Here is a 1,695-nt window from a genome sequence, read left to right as displayed (position 1 = left end):
TCGGCCATAGCATTTTCTTCAATGACACCCACTTTGCCATACGGATTTCGTTTTCCGCACAATCCCACGATCTTGCCGCCATTGCCTGTTGCCTGGATCATGATCTCAGCGGAGCTGTAAAAATCTTTTCTAAGACCTAAATCTTTCAATTCATTTTTACGGCCTTCTGGTGAAAACAATAGATCCGTTCCAAATCCCATTGTTACGCCATATTTTTTTGCCCATTTAGCCACATTTGCCGTACCCGCCAAAGCCTCATCCAATTTTTTCTTACGAACAGGGTCTGTATAAAGTGGCTTTAATTGCGCTAATACTTCAAAACTCTCGACAAATACCGCTCCCTTTTCTGCCATCAATTTAACGACATCTTCAGTAAGAACAGAACCATGCTCGATAGATTTTACACCACTGTTCAGTGCCCTAATAACACCTGCTGATGAGTGACCATGAGCCATTACATACGTTCCATAATCAGCAGCCACATCTACAGCTGTTTTAATCTCTTCCTCGGTAAATTCTAATACATAAAGGGGATCTGTAAATGAAGACACACCACCAGTTACGGCAATTTTAATTTGTGTAGCACCTAAAAAAAGTTGCTGACGAACGCCAGCCATCATTTGGGCTTTTCCATTTACCAAAAGCATATTTCCAGATGCTTCGCCAGGTCCCAATGGGCCACCCCATTCTTTGGGTAAATTTGTTGGGATCGCAAAACGCACATCTCCATGTCCTGAATATTGAGAAATAATTGCACCCGATGGGTAGATTCTCGGCCCAGGAATGGTACCATCGTCAATGGCTTTTTTAAGCCCAAACGTATTACCAGCGGCATCACGAACAGTTGTTACACCTCTTAATAGTTGCTCTCCTGCTTCCTTTCCAGAATGTATGGCCACGTAAGAAATTGAACCAAACATATAATCCATTTCATTGGTGCCCATAGTCAAATGCCAATGCACATCAATTAAACCAGGTGATAAGTAGCCACCTTTACCATCAATAACTTCATGGTATTTGCTCTCATCGCTACCTGCTGGAATTATGCCTTGAATTATATTGCCCATATACACTACATCCTTACCGGTAATGAGCTTTTCGGATGTTCCGTTAAATATATTGACGTTCTTGATTAAGGTTTCTAATGCCATAATCGAATCGGTTTGCTCGTTTAAAGTATGGCTCTTTAAAGAATGGCTCTGCTGGGCCATTAAGCCGGAGCCGAATACCATGCATAAAAGCATGGTTGCTATTGTCATTTTGTTTTTCATAGTACCTCTGTTTTTAAATTTAATAGTTAATTGTATAAATAGTAATCTTAATTTTTTAATCTTTAAATTATTTTCCTGATTCTTCATCTAATGGCTGTATGGAAACAATAGGTAAGTGAAGATTATAAAGGGCATTCAGCACCCCCATCAATTCAGCTTGATCCTTTATACTTCCTGTAAGCTTACAGGTGGTCTTACCTTCCTCTTTTTTGTCAGTACTTATTATCATATCGCCAAAATGCCCTGTGTAACGCTGATCAATGACACCCTTGATTTTTATGCAATAAATCGCAGGCCCCTTAAACTCTTTTATATCTTCTGCCATGATTTAATTTTTATAATCATAATTCTCCAAGATTGGACTAATAGATCCAAGATTGGACTCATAGACCTTGGATTTATGGTAATAAAGATATGTAGAGCG

Annotated in this window: 2 protein-coding genes; both read right to left on the bottom strand. The window is 39.4% G+C overall.

Annotated elements, in window-relative coordinates; all coding sequences use genetic code 11:
* Positions 1–1,358, bottom strand: a 1,358-nt coding sequence (locus tag WBM60_RS07095; RefSeq protein ID WP_424282910.1) for an amidohydrolase family protein, incomplete at its 3' end; no start/stop codon positions are given.
* A complete protein-coding gene (locus WBM60_RS07090) occupies positions 1,339–1,596 on the bottom strand; it encodes a hypothetical protein (protein ID WP_424282909.1) in 258 nt (85 codons plus the stop codon). The genes WBM60_RS07095 and WBM60_RS07090, both read right to left, overlap by 20 nt.
* Positions 1,597–1,695: the final 99 nt, after the last annotated feature.

The sequence above is a fragment of the Eudoraea sp. genome (genome assembly GCF_049669105.1).
In the GTDB taxonomy this organism is placed as follows: domain Bacteria; phylum Bacteroidota; class Bacteroidia; order Flavobacteriales; family Flavobacteriaceae; genus Eudoraea.
The sequence above is the reverse complement of the archived record's forward strand: the minus strand, read 5'-3'. Positions and strand labels throughout refer to the sequence as shown.